Annotated in this window: 14 protein-coding genes; 11 read left to right on the plus strand and 3 right to left on the minus strand. The window is 61.9% G+C overall.

What is annotated here, in order from left to right:
- Positions 1-109 precede the first annotated feature (109 nt).
- The gene (locus HX814_RS14055; RefSeq protein ID WP_371316571.1) at positions 110-2,566 is read right to left on the minus strand and encodes a penicillin-binding protein 1A; all 2,457 of its coding nucleotides are present in this window, start codon (positions 2,564-2,566) and stop codon (positions 110-112) included.
- A 220-nt stretch (positions 2,567-2,786) separates the two neighbouring features.
- Here HX814_RS14055 and pilM point away from each other — a divergent pair, with 220 nt between their 5' ends.
- The 10 genes from pilM (at position 2,787) to hemE (ending at position 17,318) form a co-directional block, all read left to right on the plus strand.
- Positions 2,787-3,440 (plus strand): type IV pilus biogenesis protein PilM, encoded by a 654-nt coding sequence (gene pilM, locus HX814_RS14060; RefSeq protein WP_087692533.1) that lies wholly within the window; start codon positions 2,787-2,789, stop codon positions 3,438-3,440.
- A complete protein-coding gene (locus HX814_RS14065; RefSeq protein WP_003209339.1) occupies positions 3,440-3,991 on the plus strand; it encodes a PilN domain-containing protein in 552 nt (183 codons plus the stop codon). Before pilM ends, HX814_RS14065 begins: the two co-directional genes overlap by 1 nt.
- Entirely contained in the window at positions 3,988-5,013 is a 1,026-nt protein-coding gene (locus HX814_RS14070) for a pilus assembly protein PilP (RefSeq protein ID WP_177008290.1), read from the plus strand. Before HX814_RS14065 ends, HX814_RS14070 begins: the two co-directional genes overlap by 4 nt.
- Before the next feature lie 69 nt (positions 5,014-5,082).
- Positions 5,083-6,420: a type IV pilus secretin PilQ gene (locus HX814_RS14075; RefSeq protein WP_177008353.1), complete on the plus strand. Its 1,338-nt coding sequence runs from the start codon at positions 5,083-5,085 to the stop codon at positions 6,418-6,420.
- A 4-nt stretch (positions 6,421-6,424) separates the two neighbouring features.
- Entirely contained in the window at positions 6,425-6,943 is a 519-nt protein-coding gene (aroK, locus tag HX814_RS14080; RefSeq protein ID WP_003209345.1) for a shikimate kinase AroK, read from the plus strand.
- Between the two features lie 147 nt (positions 6,944-7,090).
- Positions 7,091-8,191, plus strand: coding sequence for a 3-dehydroquinate synthase (gene aroB, locus HX814_RS14085; protein ID WP_003209346.1), 1,101 nt, complete (start codon positions 7,091-7,093; stop codon positions 8,189-8,191).
- 10 nt (positions 8,192-8,201) lie between these two features.
- Positions 8,202-9,761: an SPOR domain-containing protein gene (locus HX814_RS14090; protein ID WP_003209350.1), complete on the plus strand. Its 1,560-nt coding sequence runs from the start codon at positions 8,202-8,204 to the stop codon at positions 9,759-9,761.
- Between the two features lie 350 nt (positions 9,762-10,111).
- On the plus strand, positions 10,112-14,557 hold the full coding sequence (gltB, locus tag HX814_RS14095; RefSeq protein WP_003209351.1) for a glutamate synthase large subunit: 4,446 nt from the start codon (positions 10,112-10,114) through the stop codon (positions 14,555-14,557).
- Between the two features lie 32 nt (positions 14,558-14,589).
- Positions 14,590-16,008, plus strand: a complete 1,419-nt coding sequence (locus tag HX814_RS14100) for an FAD-dependent oxidoreductase (protein WP_003209353.1) — start codon at positions 14,590-14,592, stop codon at positions 16,006-16,008.
- Positions 16,009-16,250: 242 nt separating this feature from the next.
- The gene (hemE, locus tag HX814_RS14105; RefSeq protein ID WP_087692524.1) at positions 16,251-17,318 is read left to right on the plus strand and encodes a uroporphyrinogen decarboxylase; all 1,068 of its coding nucleotides are present in this window, start codon (positions 16,251-16,253) and stop codon (positions 17,316-17,318) included.
- A gap of 53 nt (positions 17,319-17,371) precedes the next feature.
- Here the strand turns inward: hemE and HX814_RS14110 are convergent, their stop codons facing one another.
- Positions 17,372-18,589, minus strand: coding sequence for an MFS transporter (locus HX814_RS14110; RefSeq protein ID WP_371132458.1), 1,218 nt, complete (start codon positions 18,587-18,589; stop codon positions 17,372-17,374).
- Positions 18,590-18,770: 181 nt separating this feature from the next.
- On the opposite strand from HX814_RS14110, the gene HX814_RS14115 reads away from it, so the two are divergent.
- Positions 18,771-19,664, plus strand: a complete 894-nt coding sequence (locus tag HX814_RS14115; protein ID WP_003209358.1) for a LysR family transcriptional regulator — start codon at positions 18,771-18,773, stop codon at positions 19,662-19,664.
- 161 nt (positions 19,665-19,825) lie between these two features.
- Here HX814_RS14115 and HX814_RS14120 read toward each other — a convergent pair whose 3' ends face one another.
- Entirely contained in the window at positions 19,826-20,266 is a 441-nt protein-coding gene (locus HX814_RS14120) for a hypothetical protein (protein ID WP_003209360.1), read from the minus strand.
- Positions 20,267-20,269: the final 3 nt, after the last annotated feature.

The raw sequence follows: 20,269 nt of genomic DNA on the forward strand, positions 1-20,269 counted from the left end.
GGTGATCCAACTGTGGGAGCGGGCTTGCTCGCGAAGACGGTGTGTCAGTCGGCCCATGTGAGCCTGATACTCCGCTTTCGCAAGCCCGCTCCCACATTGGAACTGCGTGTTAGAACAAGTCGATCGGCGCCGCCTCGTCCGCCGGCAGCGGGCTGCCCGGTGCAACGCCGTTGCCCAGTTCGTTGACCGACGGCGGCGTGTCCTCGCTCTTGAACAGCTCGAAGTACGCATTCGGCGTGCTCGGCGCTGCTGCACGGCCGCTGACCGGGTCGATCCGCAGGCTCAGGATGCCTTCCGGTTCCGGCTGGGTATGCAGCGGCATATCCTTCAGCGCGGCGCCCATGTAGCTCATCCAGATCGGCAGCGCGACAGTGCCGCCGAACTCCCGGCGACCGAGGCTTTCCGGCTGGTCGTAACCGGTCCATACGGTGGTCACGTAGTCGGCGTTGTAGCCTGAGAACCAGGCATCCTTGGAATCGTTGGTGGTACCGGTCTTGCCGGCGATATCGGCACGGCCCAGGGCCAGGGCGCGACGCCCCGTACCTTTCTTGATCACGTCTTCCAGGATGCTGTTGAGGATGTAGGTGGTACGGCCATCCACAACGCGTTCGGCTACCGCCGGCGCTTGTGGTGCGGCGGGAGCGCCGGCTGCCGGGGCTTCGCCTGGCGTCGGCTCGATGGTGATGCCGCCGTTGGCCGGTGCTGCCTGGCCGTCAGTGGCCGCGACGCCATTGACCACGTCGCCCGGTACCCGTGGCGGGTTGGCGGTGAACAGGGTTTCGCCGCTACGGCTTTCGATCTTGTCGATCAGGTACGGGGTGATCTTGTAGCCGCCGTTGGCAAAGGTGCTCCAGCCGGTGGCGATTTCCATCGGTGTCAGCGTGGCGGTACCCAGTGCCAGGGACAGGTTGGGCGGCAGGTCCGACTTGTTGAAGCCGAAGCGGGTGATGTAGTCGATGGTCTTGCCTACGCCCATCGCCTGCAGCAGGCGGATCGACACCAGGTTACGCGACTTGTACAGCGCCTCGCGGACGCGGATCGGGCCGAGGAAGGTGTTGGTGTCGTTCTTCGGGCGCCAGACTTTGTCCAGGTACTCGTCGACGAACACGATCGGTGCATCGTTGACCAGGCTGGCGGCGGTGTAGCCGTTATCCAGTGCAGCGCTGTAGATGAACGGCTTGAAGCTGGAACCCGGCTGGCGCTTGGCCTGGGTGGCGCGGTTGTAGTTGCTCTGCTCGAAGGCAAAGCCGCCGACCAGGGCACGGATTGCACCGTTCTGCGGGTCAAGCGACACCAGGGCGCCCTGTGCCACCGGCACCTGGCTGAATTTCAGGCTGTCGTCCTTCTGGCGCTGCACGCGAACCAGGTCACCGACCTGGGCCACGTCCGACGGCTGCTTGGGCATCGGGCCCATGCTGTTGGTGTTCAGGAACGGGCGGGCCCATTTCATGCTGTCCCACGACACATGCTCTTCGCCGGTGCGCGTCAGTACCTGCACGCCATCTTTCTTCACCTGGGTGACGATGGCGGGTTCAAGGCCGCTGATCGGGCGCTGTTTGCCCAGCTCGACGGTCCAGGCGCTCAGGGTCTTGCCCGGCAGGCGCGATTCAGGGCCGCGGTAGCCATGGCGCTGGTCATAGGCGACCAGGCCATCGTGTACCGACTTGTTGGCGATTTCCTGCAGGTTGCTCGGAATCGTCGTGGTCACGCGGAAACCTTCGGTGTACGCCTCGCTGCCATAGCGGCCGACCATCTCGGCACGGGCCATTTCGGCGATATACGGGGCATTCACTTCCGGGGTCGGCACGTGATAGCTGGCGTTCAGCGGCTCGGCCACCGCACTTTCGTACGCGGCCTGGTCGATCTTGCCCAGCTTGTACATGCGGCCCAGGATCCAGTCGCGGCGCTCTTTGCTGCGCGCCGGGTTGGCCAGCGGGTTGAAGCGCGAAGGCGCCTTGGGCAGGCCGGCAATCATCGCCATCTGCGCCAGGCTGGCGTCACGAATCGACTTGCCGTAGTAAACCTGTGAAGCCGCCTCGATGCCGTAGGCGCGGTTGCCCAGATAGATCTTGTTGACGTACAGCTCAAGGATCTCGTCCTTGGTCAGCTGACGTTCGATCTGCAACGCCAGGAGGATTTCCGTGGCTTTGCGGGAAAAGCTGCGTTCGCTGGTCAGGAAGAAGTTCTTCGCCACCTGCATGGTGATGGTGCTGCCACCGGATTGAATGTGTCCGCTTTTGACCAATTGCGTGGCCGCCCGCACCAGGCTGCTTGGGTCGACGCCATAGTGATTGGCGAAGTTATCGTCTTCAGCCGACAGCAGGGCGTTGATGAAATTGGGTGGAATGTCGGCGAAACGGATCGGTGTGCGGCGCATTTCGCCGAACTCCGCGATCAGTTTTTCATCGCTGCTGTAGACCCGCAAAGGAATCTGCAACTGGATACTTCTCAGGGCCTCTACGGAGGGCAAACCCGGACTAAGGTAGAGATAGGCCCCGCTGAGCACGAGCATCAGCCCGCAGACGATCGCGACAATGGAGTACCCGAAAAACTTCAGCAGACGAATCAAGGCTTTTGGATTTCCAAGGAAAAGAATGGGTTAGGCGTCGGGGCATGCACGGCAAGTGGTGGATCGACCCGGCCAGCAGATAAACGCGGGAAAAAACGCTGGGCATTAAAGCATTTTTCGGCTTCGGGCGTCATTCGCGCCGCTCATACAAGCCGACCGAATGCAGGAAGCCTGGCAGCAATCAGTCCGTAAGACAGGGAAAGTTTTGGGGAGTTTTATGAGAAAGGGATTTTTCAGGCGAAAAGCCGATGCCGTCCTGGGTATCGACATCAATGACACCGGCGTCAGGCTGGTGGAGCTGGAGGCTTCAGGCACTGGCTACAGCGTGCGGGGCTACGCCATGCAGCAGTTGCCGGCCCATGCGGTGGTCGACAGCAGCGTGGTTGATTTCGATGCCGTCGCGCAGGCACTTTCCCGGGCGCTGGTACAGGCGCATACATCACTCAGGCATGCCGCCGTGGCCGTGGCAGGGCCCTCGGTGATTACCCGCGTGCTGGAGATGGACGCGGGGCTGACGGATGCTGAAATGGTGCGTCGAATCCATGGGGAAGCAGACCAGTACATTCCTTATCCGCTGGAGGATGTGGCTATCGACTTCCAGGTGCAGGGCCCGTCGGCCCATGACCCGCAAAGCGTCGATGTGCTGCTGGTTGCCTGCCTCAAGGAACAGGTGGAGGCCCGTGAGGCGGTTTTGGCCCTTGCGGGGCTGGCGACGCGGATAGTGGATGTCGAAGCATTTGCATTGGCTCGCGCGGGCAGGCAGGCTTCGGACAGCATCACGCCGGGCCGTCGTGTCGATGGCGCGCAATGGGCCGTGGATGCCCAGGGAATGGGAGTGGCCTGCGGGCTGGCCCTGAGGAGTTTCGACTGATGACACGAATCAACCTGTTGCCGTGGCGCGCAGAACGGAATGAGCGGCGGCGCAAATATTTTCTGGTGTTTTTGGCGGGGGCTGCAGCGGTGGCGCTGGCTGCGGTTTGGCTGGCAGACCAGGTGATCGACCGTGCAATCGATCGGCAGTTGGCCCGCAATAACCAGTTGAGCCAGGGTGTCACCGGGCTCGACTCGCGGATCAAGGCCATCGACGAACTGCATGAGCAGCGCCAGCAGTTGATGGAACGGATGAAAGTTGTGCAGGGTTTGCAGGACGATCGTGCGGCGGGTGCTCAGTTGCTGGACCAGTTGGCCCGCGCCGTGCCGGAGGGGGTGCAGTTGCGCGAAGTGAGCGTCGACGGCGGTTCTGTTTCCATCAGCGGCACGGCCGGATCGAACCGGGACATTGCTCAGTTCATGCGAGGCCTCGAAGCTGCCGAAGACTTGGAAGCGCCCCGGCTTCAACGGGTTCGCGGCGCGCAGGAGGGCGACGACAATGGCTTCCAGTTGACGGTTCGCCATGGTCACTCGGATGAGGTGCGCCAATGAGAGGGGCGTCAGGCCTGCCAGGGCTGACGGAATCCGATATAACCCAGCTCTGCCAGAACGCCGCCAACTGGCCCTTGCCGGGCAAGGCGTTGCTGGCTGGCGCGGTGGTTTGCCTGCTGTGGGCAGTGGGCAATGCCTTCTACTTGAGTGGAGCGCGGGAGCAACTGCGCCAGCTTGAGTCGCAGGAAGTGGCGCTTGAACAGCAGGTCGCGCTGAAAACCAGCCAGGCTGCCGGCCTGGAGTCCCTCGTCCGCGAACTCGAAACAACGCGAGGCCATTTCGCCAACCTGTTACGGCGGTTGCCTGCCGACACCCAGGTACCCGGCCTGCTTGAAGATATTGGCCGCCTGAGTGCCGCCAATGGCTTGGTGCTGGAGGCCATCGAACTTCGGGATGACCAGCCTCGCGCCCTGTACATCGAATCGCCCATGCAGATTGGCGTCACCGGGACTTTTCACGACCTGGCGGCGTTCATCGACGGCATGGCCAGCTTGCCGGGAATTGTCACGGTGCATGACTTGGCATTCAGTCCTGTCGATCCCTCGGTGTTGCATCTCAGTCTGGTAGCCAGGACCTATCGTCACAACCGCCAGGCGGGCGATGACCTGGAGGTTGATTTGCACCCGCCGGCACAGGCTGTCGCCGAGCCCGGGCCGCAGCAAGTGGCGTACGATTTTGCAGCCTTGCGCGACCCTTTCCAGCCGCCCTCTCGCCAACTGGTTCGACCCGCCGGGCGACCGGCTGCCGGACCTGATCTCGCCAGGCCTCGCGGAATCCTCGAAGGCTTCGCCGTGGAGCAGTTCGAAATGGTCGGGACCTTGTCCCTGGGGGCTCAAACCTTCGCCCTGCTGCGCGGAGTGTCGTCTGTCCATCGGCTGGCAATCGGCGATTACCTGGGCCCGGACCACGGGCGCATCACGGCGATTCATGACTCCCATGTCGAACTGGCCGAGCTTTTCCCGGATGGCCAGGGCGCGTGGCTGGAACGCTCGCAAACCCTTGCCCTGAACGTGAACTCATAACGGAAACAAACAATGAAAAGGACTTTTTCGTCCTTCGGTGTGGCGCTATGGATAGCGTTCACGGCACCGATGGTCATGGCTGTGCCCAATCGAATCGACTTGATTCACCTGCCGCCACCTGGCAATGCGCCCCTGAGTACCGGACGCGTGGCATTCACCGGGGACAAGCTGTCCCTCAACTTCCAGAACATCGAGTTGCGCGCGGTGCTGCAGCAGATTGCTGACGTTGCCGGCCTCAATCTGGTGACCAGCGACGACGTGCAGGGTTCGATCACCCTGCGCCTCAAGGACGTGCCCTGGGACCAGGCCCTGGACCTGGTGCTGCAAACCAAGGGGCTGGACAAGCGTGTGACGGCCAATGTGCTGCTGGTCGCGCCGGCCGAGGAGTTGGCCGCCCGCGAGTTGCTGGCGATGGAGTCGCGCAAGCAAATGACTGAGTTGGCACCGCTGCGCCGCGAGTTGCTGCAAGTCAATTACGCCAAGGCGTCGGACCTGGCCAAGCTCTTCCAGTCGGCCGTGGGCCTGGAAGGCGCCACCGATGAGCGCGGCTCGGTGGCGGTGGATGACCGCACCAACAACATCATCGCCTACCAGACCCGGGAGCGGCTGGAGGAGCTGCGCACGATTGTGGCGCAACTGGATATTCCGGTAAGGCAGGTGATGATCGAGGCGCGGATCGTCGAGGCCAATGTGGATTACGACAAAAGCCTTGGCGTGCGCTGGGGCGGGCAACTGAATCGGGGTAACTGGAGCGCTGGCGGGATCAGGAAACCGCTGGCCGAAGGCACCGAGCCGCCTGAAACCCCGCCCAGCTCGCCGTTTGTGGACCTGGGGGCGGTCAACGGCAGCGCCGGCCTGGGTGTCGCGTTTATCACCGACAACCTGCTGCTGGACCTGGAACTGACCGCCATGGAAAAAACCGGCAATGGTGAAATCGTTTCGCAGCCCAAGGTCGTCACCTCCGACAAGGAAACCGCGCGAATCCTCAAGGGCACCGAGATTCCCTATCAGGAGTCCAGCTCCACCGGCGCGACCTCGGTGTCGTTCAAGGAGGCCTCCTTGTCATTGGAAGTGACGCCGCAAATCACCCCGGACGGCTGGGTGATCATGGAGGTCAAGGTCACCAAGGACGAGCCCGACTACCTGAACAGGCTCAACGATGTGCCGCCGATCAAGAAAAACGAGGTCAATGCCAAGGTGCTGGTCAAGGACGGGGAGACCATCGTGATCGGCGGGGTTTTCTCCAATACTCAAAGCAAAGTGGTAGATAAAGTGCCATTTTTGGGCGATGTGCCGTATCTTGGCCGCCTTTTCCGGCGGGATGTGGTTTCGGAGAAAAAATCCGAGCTGCTGGTATTCCTGACTCCGCGTATTATGAATAACCAGGCGATTGCTGTGAGTCGTTGATTCTGTGCGAAATTTGATTCTTGTAGGACCGATGGGGGCTGGAAAAAGCACCATCGGCCGTTTGCTGGCCAAAGAGCTGCGCCTGCCATTCAAAGACTCCGATAAGGAAATTGAATTGCGCACGGGCGCCAATATCCCGTGGATCTTCGATAAGGAAGGCGAACTGGGCTTTCGCGACCGCGAGCAGGCGATGATTGCCGAACTGTGCGGCTGCGATGGCGTGGTATTGGCCACCGGCGGTGGCGCAGTGATGCGCGACGAGAACCGCCGGGCGCTGCACGCCGGCGGTCGCGTGGTTTATCTGCACGCGTCTGTCGAGCAGCAGGTGGGCCGCACCGCTCGCGACCGCAATCGCCCATTGCTGCGCACCGCCGACCCGGCAAAAACCCTGCGGGACCTGCTGACGCTGCGCGACCCGCTTTATCGGGAAATCGCCGATCTGGTGGTGGAAACCGATGAGCGGCCGCCACGAATGGTGGTTCTCGACATTCTCGAGCGCCTGGCACAGTTGCCACCCCGTTAAAGCCAGGGCCGAAATGCGCTATCCTCGGCGGCGCGTCATGACCGTCCGAGTTGTGGCGTAGAGCCATCAGGCAGCGTCAGATCCCGACGTTGCCGACAACGTTAATGTAGGGCAGGACGCCTGCTTTCATCTTCAACGCGGGGACACATGCAGACACTTAAGGTCGATCTTGGCGAGCGCAGCTACCCGATCCATATTGGCGAAGGTTTGTTGGACCAGCCCGAGTTGCTCGCACCGCATATTGCCGGGCGGCAAGTGGCGATCATCTCCAATGAAACGGTCGCGCCGCTGTATCTTGAGCGTCTGAGCCGCAGCCTGGCGGCGTACTCGGTGATCTCGGTGGTGCTGCCGGACGGCGAGGCCTTCAAGACCTGGGAAACCCTGCAACTGATCTTTGATGGCCTGCTGACGGCCCGTCATGACCGGCGCACCACGGTGGTGGCGCTGGGTGGCGGTGTGATCGGCGACATGGCTGGCTTTGCAGCCGCCTGCTATCAGCGCGGCGTGGACTTTATCCAGGTGCCGACCACCTTGCTGTCCCAGGTCGATTCGTCGGTGGGCGGCAAGACCGGCATCAACCACCCGCTGGGCAAGAACATGGTCGGCGCGTTCTATCAGCCGAATGTGGTGCTGATCGACACTGCCACCCTCAATACCCTGCCACCCCGCGAGCTGTCGGCGGGCCTGGCGGAAGTCATCAAGTACGGGCTGATCTGCGACGAGCCGTTCCTGACCTGGCTGGAAGAACACGTCGACGCCCTGCGCGCCCTCGACCAGGTGGCACTCACCGAAGCGATTTCCCGCTCCTGCGCCGCCAAGGCGCTGGTGGTGAATGCCGACGAGCGTGAGTCCGGCGTGCGCGCCACCTTGAACCTCGGCCACACCTTCGGCCATGCGATCGAGACCCACATGGGCTATGGTGTGTGGTTGCATGGAGAGGCCGTAGCGGCTGGCACAGTGATGGCATTGGAGATGTCGCAACGCCTGGGCTGGATCAGCGCCCAGGAGCGTGATCGCGGGATCCGCCTGTTCCAGCGCGCCGGGTTGCCGGTCATTCCTCCCGAGGAGATGACCGAGGCAGATTTTCTCGAACATATGGCAATAGACAAGAAAGTGATCGACGGTCGACTGCGACTGGTGCTGTTGCGCCGAATGGGCGAAGCGGTAGTGACCGACGATTATCCGAAAGAGATTTTACAGGCCACGCTGGGAGCGGATTACCGCGCCCTGGCCCAGCTTAAAGGTTAATAAGATCCCGATGACTAGTTTGCATGCCGACGAGGCGTTCCTCGGCCATTACCAGTTAAGCCACGACCCTTTTGCTCCTCGGGTGCCTGGTTTCAAGTTTTTCCCTGCGCAACGCAAGCCGGTGCTGGGACAACTGCACCACCTGGCGCGCTACAGCCAGTTGCTGCTGGTGGTCACCGGCCCATTGGGCAGCGGCAAGACCTTGCTGCGCCAGGCACTGGTGGCCAGCACCAACAAGCAATCGGTACAGAGCGTGGTGGTTTCCGCCCGTGGTGCCGGTGATGCGGCAGGCGTGTTGCGTCAAGTGGCCCAGGCCCTCGACGTGTCCACTGCCGAGCCGAATGCGATCCTCAAGCAAGTGGTGCAACTGGGCCTGACCGGCCAGGAAGTCTACCTGCTGGTGGATGACGCCGAGCAGCTCGACGAATCTGCCCTGGAAGCGTTGCTGGCCCTGGCGGCCGGTACGCCTGAAGGGCGCCCGCATGTGTTCCTGTTTGGCGAGTCTTCGCTGATTGCCGAGCTTGAACAGATCAGCGGCGAGCAGGAGCTGTTCCACGTCATCGAACTGCAGCCTTACGAAGAAGAAGAAACCCGCGAATACCTGGCCCAGCGGCTGGAAGGCGCAGGGCAGGGCATCGAACTTTTCTCCGCTTCGCAGATCTCTGATATTCACGAAAGCTCCGACGGCTGGCCTGGCACCATCAACCAGGTTGCCCGGGATGCCATGATCGAAGCCATGATTGCCAGCCGCTCAGCGGTAAAGCGTCCAAAGATGGGGTTTACTATGCCGAAGAAGCACGTATTGGCAATTTCTGCCGTTGTCGTGGTTGCCGTCGCTGCCGCCTGGTTGATTCCAGGTCGCAACAAGGCACCGACCACCGCTGGCGCGCCAACCGAACAGGCGCAGTTGCCACTGGGCAAGCCAACACCGAACGTTGAGTTTGCCAACTCCGGCCAACCCACCAACCTGCCAATGGTCGGCCAACCGGTGATGCGCGGCCCGCTCGCCGAAGAAGCTGGCGGCATCTCCGAAGGCGACGATGGGGTGCCCGTGGAAGGCTCCAGCGCCACGCCGCCGACCGTGACCACCACCGCGCCACCTGCGGGCGTGCCAGCCGGTCAGCCAGCGGCCAAGCCGACGCCAGCGCCAGCCCAGGTCGCCACTGCCAAGCCTGCGCCTGTTGCCAAGCCAGTCGCCCCGGCGCCTGCGGCCAAGCCGGCTCCAGCCGCCAAGCCTGCCGAAAAACCGGCCGTTGTGGCCAAGGCCGCGACTGGCGCTGCCGGCAGCAGCTGGTATGCCAGCCAGCCTACCGGTAACTTCGTGGTGCAGATCCTCGGCACCAGCTCCGAAGCCAACGCCCAGGCGTTCGTGAAAGAGCAGGGCGGCGAGTACCGTTATTTCAAGAAAGTGCTCAACGGCAAGCCTCTCTACGTGATCACTTACGGCAACTTCTCCAGCCGTACAGCAGCGGAATCCGCTATCAAGGCCTTGCCAGCGAAGGTTCAGGCTGGTAAACCTTGGCCTCGCACTGTCGCCAGCGTTCAACAAGAACTGGCAACAACTCGCTGAAGATCCGGCGGCCTTACCCAGGCCGCCCTCTCGGCACCTCAAAAAAAACAACACAGCGTGCAGCCCTGAAGGCCGCGCGCTTTGTGGTGTCTGCGTCACAGTGGCTTTTGAGTCGTAGCGGTCAAAATTAAAAAAGTTTTGACTAGCACAGCATATCGCTTTAAACCTTTCATAAATGCGACATAGATTTGCGACATTTCGTCGCTAAATTTGTGAGCGTCTGTGTCGGTGTGTACAATGACCTCCCTTTTGCCCCCGCTAAGCCGGCGTACGTTCGGCGTGGAAGGTAACCGGTTGAATTGAAAAGAAATTTGCCTCGGAATAAGAGGCAGCCTGGTGAGAAAGTGTCTATGAAAGCAGGTCTGTACCAACCCGATGAATTCAAGGATAACTGCGGTTTCGGCCTGATAGCCCACATGCAGGGCGAGCCCAGTCATACCCTTTTGCAAACGGCCATCGAGGCCCTGACCTGCATGACCCACCGCGGTGGGATCAACGCCGACGGCAAGACCGGTGACGGTTGCGGCTTGCTGATTCAAAAGCCCGACCAGTTCCTGCGCGCAGTCGCCAAGGAACATTTCGGCGCCGATTTGCCCAAGCAGTACGCTGTGGGCATGGTGTTCTTCAACCAGGACCCGGTAAAAGCCGAAGCTGCTCGCGAGAACATGAACCGCGAGATCCTGGCCGCTGGCCTGCAGCTCGTCGGCTGGCGCAAAGTGCCGATCGACACCAGCGTACTCGGCCGCCTGGCCCTGGAGCGCCTGCCGCAGATCGAACAAGTGTTCATCGCAGGCGACGGCCTGAGCGACCAGGACATGGCGATCAAGCTGTTCACCTCTCGTCGTCGCTCGTCCGTGGCCAATGCCGCCGACACCGACCACTACATCTGCAGCTTTTCCCACAAGACCATCATTTATAAAGGCCTGATGATGCCGGCGGACTTGACCGCCTTCTATCCAGACCTGAGCGATGAGCGCCTGCAAACCGCAATCTGCGTGTTCCACCAGCGCTTCTCCACCAACACCCTGCCGAAATGGCCGCTGGCCCAGCCATTCCGCTTCCTCGCCCACAACGGCGAGATCAACACCATCACCGGCAACCGCAACTGGGCCGTGGCCCGTCGCACCAAGTTCGCCAACGACCTGATGGACCTGGAAGAGCTCGGCCCGCTGGTCAACCGCGTGGGTTCCGACTCCTCCAGCATGGACAACATGCTCGAACTGATGGTCACCGGCGGCATCGACCTGTTCCGTGGCGTGCGCATGATCATTCCGCCAGCGTGGCAGAACGTCGAGACCATGGACCCCGACCTGCGGGCGTTCTATGAGTACAACTCGATGCACATGGAACCGTGGGACGGCCCGGCCGGCGTGGTAATGACCGACGGTCGCTACGCCGTGTGCCTGCTCGACCGTAACGGCCTGCGCCCGGCGCGCTGGGTGACCACCACCAACGGCTTTATCACCCTGGCGTCGGAAATCGGCGTGTGGAACTACAAGCCGGAAGACGTGATCGCCAAGGGCCGTGTTGGCCCGGGCCAGATCCTCGCCGTGGACACCGAGACCGGTCAGATTCTCGACACCGATGCCATCGACAACCGCTTGAAGTCCCGTCATCCGTACAAGCAATGGCTGCGCAAGAATGCCCTGCGCATCCAGGCAACCATGGAAGACAACGACCACGGTTCTGCCTTCTACGACGTCGACCAGCTCAAGCAGTACATGAAGATGTACCAGGTCACTTTCGAAGAACGTGACCAGGTGCTGCGCCCACTGGGCGAGCAGGGCTACGAAGCCGTCGGCTCCATGGGCGATGACACGCCAATGGCCGTGCTGTCCCAGCGCGTGCGCACGCCGTACGACTATTTCCGCCAGCAGTTCGCCCAGGTGACCAACCCGCCGATCGACCCGCTGCGCGAAGCCATCGTGATGTCCCTGGAAGTGTGCCTCGGTGCCGAGCGCAACATCTTCCAGGAATCGCCTGAGCACGCTTCCCGCGTGATCCTCAGCTCGCCGGTCATTTCCCCGGCCAAGTGGCGCTCGTTGATGACCCTGGATCGCCCGGGCTTCGACCGGCAGATCATCGACCTGAACTACGACGAGAGCCTCGGCCTGGAAGCCGCTGTGCGCAACGTCGCCGATCAGGCGGAAGAAGCCGTTCGCGCCGGCCGTACCCAAATCGTGCTGACCGACCGCCATATCGCCCCGGGCAAGCTGCCGATCCACGCTTCCCTGGCCACCGGCGCGGTACACCACCGCCTGACCGAAAAGGGCCTGCGTTGCGATTCCAACATCCTGGTTGAAACCGCCACCGCCCGCGACCCGCATCACTTTGCGGTGTTGATCGGCTTCGGCGCTTCGGCGGTGTATCCGTTCCTGGCTTACGAAGTACTCGGCGACCTGATCCGTACCGGCGAAGTGCTGGGCGACCTCTACGAGGTGTTCAAGAACTACCGTAAAGGCATCACCAAGGGCCTGCTGAAGATCCTGTCGAAGATGGGCATCTCCACCGTCACGTCCTACCGCGGCGCGCAATTGTTCGAAGCCATCGGCCTGTCGGAAGAAGTTTGCGAGATGAGCTTCCGTGGTGTGCCGAGCCGCATAAAGGGTGCGCGTTTCGTCGACATCGAAGCCGAGCAGAAAGCCCTGGCCGCCGAAGCCTGGAGCGCGCGCAAGCCGATCCAGCAAGGCGGCCTGCTGAAGTTCGTGCACGGTGGCGAATACCACGCCTACAACCCGGACGTGGTCAACACCCTGCAAGCCGCCGTGCAGCAAGGCGACTACGCCAAGTTCAAGGAATACACCGCGCTGGTGGATAACCGCCCGGTGTCGATGATCCGCGACCTGTTCAAGGTGAAAACCCTGGACACGCCGCTGGCCATCAGCGAGATCGAGCCACTGGAATCGATCCTCAAGCGTTTCGACTCCGCCGGTATTTCCCTGGGCGCCTTGTCGCCTGAGGCTCACGAAGCCCTGGCCGAAGCCATGAACCGCCTGGGTGCGCGTTCCAACTCCGGCGAAGGCGGTGAAGACCCGGCGCGCTACGGCACCATCAAGAGCTCGAAAATCAAGCAGGTCGCCACTGGCCGTTTTGGTGTAACCCCGGAATACCTGGTCAACGCCGAAGTGCTGCAGATCAAGGTTGCCCAGGGCGCCAAGCCGGGCGAAGGCGGGCAACTGCCAGGCGGCAAGGTCAACGGCCTGATCGCCAAGCTGCGTTATGCAGTGCCGGGCGTGACATTGATTTCGCCGCCGCCGCACCACGACATCTACTCGATCGAGGATTTGTCGCAGCTGATTTTCGACCTGAAACAAGTCAACCCGCAGGCCCTGGTCTCGGTGAAACTGGTCGCGGAAGCCGGCGTGGGCACCATCGCCGCCGGTGTGGCCAAGGCCTATGCCGACCTGATCACCATCTCCGGCTACGACGGCGGCACCGGCGCTTCGCCGCTGACCTCCATCAAGTACGCCGGTGCGCCGTGGGAACTGGGCCTGGCCGAGACTCACCAGACCCTGCGCGGCAACGACCTGCGCGGCAAGGTCCGGGTGCAGACCGACGGTGGCCTGAAAACCGGCCTCGACGTGATCAAGGCTGCAATCCTCGGCGCCGAAAGCTTCGGCTTCGGCACCGCGCCAATGATCGCCCTGGGCTGCAAATACCTGCGCATCTGCCACCTGAACAACTGCGCCACCGGCGTGGCCACTCAGAACGAGAAGCTGCGCAAGGACCACTACATCGGGACCGTCGACATGGTGGTGAATTTCTTCACCTACGTCGCCGAAGAAACCCGTGAGTGGCTGGCCAAGCTGGGCGTGCGTTCCCTGGAAGAGCTGATCGGCCGTACCGACCTGCTGGACATCCTCGAAGGCCAGACCGCCAAGCAACAGCACCTGGACCTGACGCCGCTGTTGGGCAGCGATCACATCCCGGCCGACAAGCCACAGTTCTGCCAGGTTGACCGCAACCCGCCGTTCGACAAGGGCCTGCTGGCCGAGAAGATGGTCGAGATGGCCACTTCGTCGATCAACGACGCAAGCGGCGGCGAATTCGCCCTGGATATCTGCAACTGCGACCGTTCCATCGGCGCACGCATCTCCGGCGAAATCGCGCGCAAGCACGGCAACCAGGGCATGGCCAAGGCGCCGATCACCTTCCGCTTCAAGGGCACCGCTGGCCAGAGCTTCGGCGTATGGAACGCCGGTGGCTTGAACATGTACCTCGAAGGCGACGCCAACGACTACGTGGGCAAGGGCATGACCGGCGGCAAGCTGGTGATCGTCCCGCCAGTGGGCAGCGTCTACAAGACTCAAGACAGTGCCATCATCGGCAACACCTGCCTGTACGGCGCAACCGGCGGCAAGCTGTTTGCCGCGGGCACGGCCGGTGAGCGTTTCGCAGTGCGTAACTCCGGTGCCCACACCGTGGTTGAAGGCACGGGCGATCACTGCTGCGAGTACATGACCGGTGGTTTTGTCGCGGTGCTGGGCAAGACCGGCTACAACTTCGGTTCGGGCATGACCGGCGGTTTCGCCTACGTGCTCGACCAGGACAACACCTTCGTCGACAAGGTGAACCACGAGTTGGTGGAGATCCAGCGGATCAGCGGCGAAGCGATGGAATCCTATCGCAACCACTTGCAGCATGTGCTGGACGAATATGTCGAGGAAACCAACAGCGAATGGGGTCGCAACCTCGCTGAAAACCTCGATGACTACCTGCGTCGTTTCTGGCTGGTCAAGCCCAAGGCTGCCAACCTGAAATCGTTGCTTTCCAGCATCCGTGCCAACCCGCAGTGATATGCGCCTGAAGAGTTTGATGAGGTTTTAACATGGCTGAACGTCTGAATAACGACTTCCAGTTCATCGATGTCGGGCGCAAAGATCCGAAGAAGAAACTGTTGCGTCAACGCAAGAAAGAGTTCGTGGAAATCTACGAGCCCTTCAAACCCCAGCACTCGGCCGACCAGGCCCACCGCTGCCTGGGTTGCGGTAACCCGTATTGCGAATGGAAGTGCCCGGTGCACAACTTCATTCCGAACTGGCTGAAGCTGGTGGCCGAGGGCAACATCCTCGCCGCCGCCGAGCTGTCTCACCAGACCAACACCCTGCCGGAAGTGTGCGGCCGGGTGTGCCCGCAGGACCGTCTGTGCGAGGGTGCGTGCACCCTCAACGACGGCTTCGGCGCGGTGACCATCGGTTCGGTGGAGAAGTACATCACCGACACCGCGTTCGCCATGGGCTGGCGCCCGGACATGTCCAAGGTCAAGCCGACCGGCAAGCGCGTCGCGATCATCGGCGCGGGCCCGGCGGGCCTGGGCTGTGCCGACGTGCTGGTACGTGGCGGCGTGACCCCGGTGGTGTTCGACAAGAACCCGGAAATCGGTGGCCTGCTGACCTTCGGCATCCCCGAGTTCAAGCTGGAAAAAACCGTTCTGAGCCATCGTCGCGAAGTCTTCACCGGCATGGGTATCGAGTTCCGCCTCAATACCGAAATCGGCAAGGACGTGACCATGGAGCAACTGCTCGAAGAATACGATGCCGTGTTCATGGGCATGGGCACCTACACCTACATGAAGGGCGGCTTTGCCGGTGAGGACCTGCCGGGCGTGTACGACGCTCTGGACTTCCTGATCGCCAACGTCAACCGCAACCTGGGCTTTGAAAAGTCGCCGGAAGATTTCGTCGACATGAAAGGCAAGAAGGTCGTGGTGCTGGGCGGTGGTGATACCGCGATGGACTGCAACCGCACTTCGATTCGCCAGGGCGCCAAGTCGGTGACCTGTGCCTACCGTCGTGACGAAGCCAACATGCCGGGTTCGCGCAAAGAGGTGAAGAACGCCAAGGAAGAAGGCGTGAAATTCCTCTACAACCGCCAGCCGATCGCTATCGTCGGTGAAGACCGTGTCGAAGGCGTGAAAGTGGTCGAGACCCGTCTCGGCGAACCGGATGCCCGTGGCCGTCGCAGCCCCGAGCCGATCCCGGGTTCCGAAGAGATCATCCCGGCAGACGCCGTGGTCATCGCCTTCGGTTTCCGCCCAAGCCCGGCGCCTTGGTTCGAGCAGTTCGAAATCCAGACCGATAGCCAGGGCCGCGTTGTAGCCCCGGAACAAGGCCAGTACAAACACCAGACCAGCAACCCGAAAATCTTCGCCGGTGGCGACATGGTTCGCGGGTCTGACCTGGTAGTGACGGCCATCTTCGAAGGCCGCAACGCCGCCGAAGGGATCCTGGATTACCTGCAGGTCTGACCCCGATCCCGGATTGAAATGGGATCAAAATGTGGGAGCGGGCTTGCTCGCGAATGCGGTATATCAGTCACCAAATGTGTTGGCTGACCCACCGCTTTCGCGAGCAAGCCCGCTCCCACATTTGTTTTGTGGCGCTTTCATATCCGCGACAAATTGACCCGATAGACAAAAGGCACGGCTCTTGCCGTGCCTTTTGCGTCGCGCTCTGAGAAAATGCCCGCACTTTTTTTGCGGATGCCGACATGACTGCCCTCAAGAACGACCGTTTCCTTCGTGCCCTGCTCAAGCAACCCGTGGACGTCACCCCTGTGTGGATGATGCGCCAGGCCGGTCGCTACCTGCCGGAATACCGCGCCAGTCGCGCCCACGCCGGCGACTTCATGAGCCTGTGCATGAACCCGGAGTTCGCCTGCGAAGTCACCATGCAACCGCTGGACCGCTATCCACAGCTGGATGCGGCCATCCTGTTCTCCGATATCCTGACCATCCCTGATGCCATGGGCCAGGGCCTGTACTTCGAAACCGGCGAAGGCCCGCGTTTCAAGAAAGTCGTCAGCACCCTGGCCGACATCGAAGCCCTGCCGATCCCCGATCCCCACAAGGACCTGGGCTACGTCATGGATGCGGTCAGCACCATCCGCCGCGAGCTGAACGGCCGCGTGCCGCTGATCGGCTTCTCCGGCAGCCCGTGGACCCTGGCCACCTACATGGTCGAAGGCGGCTCGTCGAAAGACTTCCGCAAGACCAAGGCCATGCTGTACGACAACCCGCAAGCCATGCACCTGCTGCTGGACAAGCTGGCGCAGTCGGTCACCTCCTACCTCAACGGCCAGATCATGGCCGGCGCTCAGGCGGTGCAGATCTTCGACACCTGGGGTGGCAACCTGTCGGCGGCGGCGTACCAGGAGTTCTCCCTGGCCTACATGCGCAAGATCGTCAGCGGCCTGATCCGCGAACACGAAGGCCGCAAGGTGCCGGTGATCATGTTCACCAAGGGCGGCGGCCTGTGGCTGGAAAGCATCGCCGACGCCGGCGCCGACGCGCTGGGCCTGGACTGGACCTGCGACCTCGGCGAAGCCCGTCGCCGCGTGGGCAACAAGGTTGCGCTGCAAGGCAACATGGACCCGACCGTGCTGTACGCCAAGCCGGAAGCCATCCGTACTGAAGTGGGCCGCATCCTCGCCAGCTACGGCAAAGGCAGTGGTCACGTGTTCAACCTTGGCCACGGCATTACTCCGGAAGTTGATCCGGAGCACGCAGGCGCGTTCCTGCGGGCGGTGCACGAGTTGTCGGCGCAGTATCACGAGTGATCGCGCGGCAATGAAAAAGCCCGGCAGATGCCGGGCTTTTTTGTAAGCGCTGGTTAAGCCTTGGCTTCCTGCAACGGCGGTAACTTCGCCAGCTTCAACGCCACCAGCAACGCGACGATCAACAGCGCGACGATAAACCCGCCAATCCCGTTCCACCCGGCGTAGTGCCAGAAGAAACCGCCCGCCGTCCCCGCAATACTCGACCCCACGTAGTAACTGAACAGGTACAGCGAAGACGCCTGGCCCTTGGCTTTCAGTGCGCGGCGGCCGATCCAGCTGCTGGCCACCGAGTGGGCGCCGAAGAAGCCGAAGGTGAAGATCAGCATGCCGGGCACTACCAGCCACAGCGGGGTAAACAGCGTCAGGGCGATGCCGCCGAGCATCAGCACGATGGTGCCCCACAGCACTCGGCGACGGCCCAGGCGGTCGGCCAGGGAGCCGATTTTCGCCGAGCTGTAGATACCCGAGAGGTAGACCAGCGACAGCAGGCCTACCACGGCCTGGCTCAAATCGTACGGGTCCGCCAGCAAGCGGTAGCCGATGTAGTTGAACATCGTCACAAAGGCGCCCATCAGCACGAAGGCTTCGAGGAACAGCCACGGCAGGCCGGCGTCCTTGAAGTGCATGGTGAAGCCGTCCACCAGGCTGCGCGGGTGCAGGGTGCTGGCGCGGAAGTTGCGCGATTCGGGGAGGATCTTCCAGAACACCGTGGCTGCGATCAGCGCCAGGGCGCCGATGATCAGCATCGCCGTGTGCCAACTGACGAAGTCGATCAGCACACCGATGATCAAGCGCCCGCTCATGCCGCCAATGGCGTTACCACCGATGTACAAACCCATGGCCAGCCCGATGTGTTGCGGGTGGATCTCTTCACTCAGGTAGGTCATGGCCACCGCTGCCAGGCCGCTGAGGGACAGGCCCACCAGTGCGCGCATCAGCAGGATGCCTTCCCAGCTTGGCATCAAGCCGCTGGCGATGGTGCACAGTGCGGCGCAGAACAGCGCGGCAACCATCACCGGCTTGCGCCCCAGGGTGTCGGAAATCGGCCCGGTGATCAGCAGGCCAATGGCAAGCATGCCGGTGGCCACCGAGAGAATCAGGCTGCTTTGCGCGGCATTGATGGAAAACTCGTGGGACAGCGCCGGCATCATCGGCTGTACGCAGTAGAGCAGGGCGAAAGTGGCGAAACCGCCGGAGAACAGCGCCAGCACCGTGCGCATGAACATCGGGGTGCCTTTTTCGATGTACTGCTCGTTGAGCTGTGCCACCACTTCATCGAGGGCGGTGGGCGGTACTTCTTGAGCAAGCGGAGCGACAGCAGATTTCACGCGGGACCTCGGGGAGGAAAGGCTGCCAGGGCTGGCAATGCAAAAAAGAATATAGCTCCCTATTGATTCTTTCCAATATATTGTTCGACCTGTTTAAGAGCTTTTACGACCTAATGAGGTTTTCATGGAACTGCGCCACCTGCGTTACTTCATCGCCGTGGCTGAAGAGCTGCATTTTGGCCGCGCCGCGCAGGTGCTGGGGATCTCCCAGCCGCCCCTGAGCCAGCAGATCCAGGCGCTGGAGCAGGAGATAGGTGCGCGGTTGTTTGAGCGTACCAATCGTCGGGTCGAGCTGAGCGAGGCCGGCAGGTTGTTCCTGCAAGAGGCGCGGTTGGTGCTGGCGCAGGTGGATAAAGCGGCGGACGTGGCGCGTCGGGCGCAGCTGGGGGAATTGGGGGAGTTGAAGATTGGCTTCACCTCTTCTGCGCCGTTCAACTCCAGCATCCCACAGGCGATCTTCGCGTTTCGCCAGGCATTCCCGGCGGTGCATTTGAATCTGCAGGAGATGAGCAGCACGGAGGTGGCCGAGTCGCTGGTGGATGAGTCGATTCAGGTGGGGTTGATGCGACCGTTGCCGTTGCCCGATTCCTTGAGCGTCGTGGAACTGATGCGCGAGCCCTTGGTGGCCGTGCTGAACGCCGGGCATCCGCTGGTGGAGGGCAGTGAGCGTGGTTTGCACCTGGCGCAATTGGCCGAAGAGCCGTTTGTGTTTTTCCCGCGGACTTACGGCAGCGGCCTGTATGCCCAATTGATGAGCCTGGCGCGTGATGCCGGCTTCAGCCCGCATTTCGCCCAGGAGGCCGGGGAGGCAATGACCATCATTGGCCTGGTGGCGGCGGGGTTGGGTGTCTCGGTGTTACCGGCGTCGTATCAGCGGATCCGCATTGATGGCGTGGTGTATCGCACGTTACTGGATCAGGAGGCGGTGACGGCGGTGTGGCTGGTGCAGCGCAAGGGCCAGCAGACGCCGATGGCCAAGGCGTTTGTCGAGTTGCTGACCCGTAAGGCATTGGTATGACCGACGCATAACCTGTGGCGAGGGAGCTTGCTCCCGCTGGGCTGCGCAGCAGCCCCGAAACCCGACGACTGAGTTTTACCAGGCAACCTTCAATCGCAGGTTTCAGGGGCGCTTCGCGCCCCAACGGGAGCAAGCTCCCTAGCCACAGGGAAGCGGGTGTTTCAGTTCTGCTTCGACGTCCCGGTCTGCTGGAGCAACTGCGCCGTGTCACTCACACCATTGGTGCGCAACGCCGCCAGGATGTCACGGTCCAGCATGCTCACCCAGCGGTTGTAGTTGCGGTGAATCTTGCCGTCCTTGTAGCCCAGGTCGCGGCTGTCGCGGTAGGTGATGGCGTAGCTGGTGGCGGTGTAGCGAATGTCGATTTCAGCGTGGAACTGGTTGCGCACGTTGATCTCGGCCTGCACCAGTTGCGGGCTCAGGCGCTGCACCACCCATTGGCGTTTGTTCAAGGCCGCGATAATGGTCTGCTTCATTTTTTCTTCGTTGACCTGCGGGTTCGCCGGCAAGTCATGCTGGGTGTTGAGCACCGGTTTGTTGGTGCAGCCAGCGGTGGTGAGCAGGGCCAAAGCGACCAGTGTTGCGCGTAGCAGGGAAGACATTCC

The sequence above is a fragment of the Pseudomonas sp. C8002 genome, from assembly GCF_013385765.1.
Lineage (GTDB): Bacteria > Pseudomonadota > Gammaproteobacteria > Pseudomonadales > Pseudomonadaceae > Aquipseudomonas.